A 2,588-nucleotide genomic window follows, 5' to 3' on the forward strand; every position below is an offset into this window, starting at 1 on the left:
TGCATATTCCGCAAGAACTGCGCATCCGTTCCAGAGGAACGGAGCGCCATTCCGCTTCAAACTGAGCAAAGCTCAGCAGGTTGATTAATTACTATTGGTTATTCTGCGATCCCTGCCAGGAAATTCAAGGCGATATGCCTTAGATGTCATTCGACTTAAGCAGGCATCTGCGTAGGTGGAATCCCCAAAAAGCTGATACCATCCGGATACTGGAATCTGTGAGATAATAATAGTTGCCTTGCGGCAGTCTCTGGACTCGATGATTTCAAATAAATCGCGGCATTTCTCGATGTCCAGATCCATTAAGCCGAAATCATCTATCACCATGAGATCATAAGCTGCCATTTCATTAGAATACTCAAAGTAAGTACCTTCCTGCCTGGCATGATCTGATTCCTTTAAGAGTGTGTTCGCACGTATGTATTTAACAGTACGGTTCTGATGCATTGCTGTGATACATAAGGCGCAGGCGATGTGCGTTTTCCCAGCACCGGCCCCTCCGGTCATCAGCAGGTTATTCGGCTCATCGATCCAATCACACTTGGCCAGAAGTTCTATGACGTGTGTATTCAGCTGACGTTCTGGATCATAGATTGAACTGTCAAGATCAGCTGCAGGATATTTCAGGGTCGCTTTCTTCATGAGACGTTTAAACTTTTTACTCTCACGCTGATCCCACTCCTGATTTACAATAGCAGCAAAGCGGACTTCAAATGGTTCGAGACCTGTGTTTGGTTCCAGCAGCTGCTTTTCAAATGCTTCAGCCATACCGGACATGCGAAGTTTATACAGTCGATCCATGAGTATGTTCTGTTCCTTTGTGAGTTTATCGTTATAAAGATAGTCTTTTAATCTGTATGCCATAGTACGTCACCCTTACTTATAGTAGTCCTTTCCTCTGATATTTTCATGATTGGGCAGTGTTCCTGGTGAATGCTCGGGGAGTTCCTTCACATCCATCTTTTTCAGCATCTGCTTGAAGGTAAAATACTTACAGGAATTGATCTCTATACATTTACGGGCAACTTCTTCAGCAGCACCTTTCGGGATTGTTTTTACTTTATGCAGGATACCTGCACAGGCATTATAGGACTGCTCTTCATGTTTTGATGATTTAAGGAGTCTGTCAATCAGTTCTGACATCGCAGGACCAATGGCAGAAGCCCAGCGGCGGTAATAATTACCATCCTTTGAATTGACTTCTTTGTAATAAAGGTGTTCTGGCGGCATATGTTCATCTACCGTGATATACAGCGGAAACTCTCTATAAGACCGCTTATGTGTACAGATCAGCCGATTATACTGATCACAGATTCTGATCTCTGAAGCGGTTGCCTTCAGGATTGCAGGCTTGCCACAGTAAGAGTACAATACGGAGTAGTAGTGGCCGTCATACTCGATGTGGTAGTTGTTGGGAACTTTTAGGACCGCTTTATAGTCGCAAGCCGTGTAACATCCGCCTGGCAGTGGTTTCATACATGGTTTGTCATACTTTTCGAAAGCATCCTGTCTTGAGAAGTCCTTGCCTTGAAAAGATCGTTTATTGAGGACTGCTACTATTTTTTTGATTTCAGCATTTAGGTCTTCAAATGATACATATATCTTTTCTTTCAGTTTCTCAACCAGGTGTATTTCAAGATAACGTACATGATTTTCAACTGTAGGCTTGCCTTTCGGCTTTCTAGCGGGTGGTGGAAGAACTATAGTTTCATAGAAATCTTCCAGATCTGCAAATGTAGACTGCAGGATAAGTTCATCCTTTGTGTGCTTGGTTACAGCAGTTCGCAGGTTATCGGGCACAAAGTATTTCGTAACAGCACCATAAAATGAAACAGCATGGGCACAGCCTTCTATAAAACATGGGAGCTTCTCATTTGGAAAAGCTTCTGCATAGATCAGACTGCTGACTCCAAGAGTGGTCGCAAAGATGTGGACTTTTTTGATCTCGCCCGTTTCGGTATCTGTTAACAGTTCCGGCTGATCACTGACCCAGTCGATATACATCTTTTCACCCGGGATTCGGTTTACGGCCATTGATACCTTCTGGCCACCATAGTTTTCTGCTATGAATCGGTTGAAGTATTCGTAAAACTGTGACTTCTCATAACCATCAGGATTCTTTTCTTTATAATCCAGCCAACAGAACGAAATGTTCATGCGGCTCCCTGGTGCATGGATTCTGTCATAGTAATACTGGAAATCTGGAAGTGGGACATCTTTCCTCTGTAGATTTTTCTGCGGATAGAAAAGGTTCTCAACTTCCTTAGGTGCCATCATTCGGAGTTCCTCGATTGGGATTCCGTTGGCATGGTATCGGCTCATGATCAGATTTAATGTACCTGAGCCAATCTTGTAACGGTCCATAACGGACCTGGTCTGGCATCCATTCAAACGCATCTGGATGGAGCCGATAATCGTGTTGTAGTCTTGCATAGTTATGCCTCCTTTCGCAATCATTTGATGACTACGAAAGAACTATAACACGTTGAAAACTTATTGATCAGCTGAAGCGGAAACGCGTTCAGTTACATCCGGAAAGACTGATCAGCTCTTAGCGGAATGCGTGGTCAGATGAGCCGGAATTTGCA

2 protein-coding genes are annotated in these 2,588 nt (G+C 43.7%); both read right to left on the reverse strand.

The annotated features are described in order from the left end of the window. Positions 1 to 84 precede the first annotated feature (84 nt). Positions 85 to 864 carry an ATP-binding protein gene (locus ACTNB3_RS17660; RefSeq protein WP_055221200.1) on the reverse strand — a complete coding sequence of 260 codons (780 nt, stop codon included), beginning with the start codon at positions 862 to 864 and terminating at the stop codon, positions 85 to 87. Positions 865 to 876: 12 nt separating this feature from the next. After that, on the reverse strand, positions 877 to 2,433 hold the full coding sequence (locus ACTNB3_RS17665) for a Mu transposase domain-containing protein (RefSeq protein WP_441027267.1): 1,557 nt from the start codon (positions 2,431 to 2,433) through the stop codon (positions 877 to 879). Positions 2,434 to 2,588: the final 155 nt, after the last annotated feature.

Origin of the sequence: Bariatricus sp. HCP28S3_D3, assembly GCF_052065755.1 — a bacterium.
Taxonomy (GTDB): Bacteria; Bacillota; Clostridia; order Lachnospirales; family Lachnospiraceae; genus Allocoprococcus.

What these genes read in the sequence shown, in the direction of transcription:
- ACTNB3_RS17660 (WP_055221200.1), bottom strand. Translation starts at nt 864, where the DNA reads ATGGCATACAGATTAAAAGACTATCTTTATAACGATAAACTCACAAAG.
- ACTNB3_RS17665 (WP_441027267.1), bottom strand. Translation starts at nt 2,433, where the DNA reads ATGCAAGACTACAACACGATTATCGGCTCCATCCAGATGCGTTTGAAT.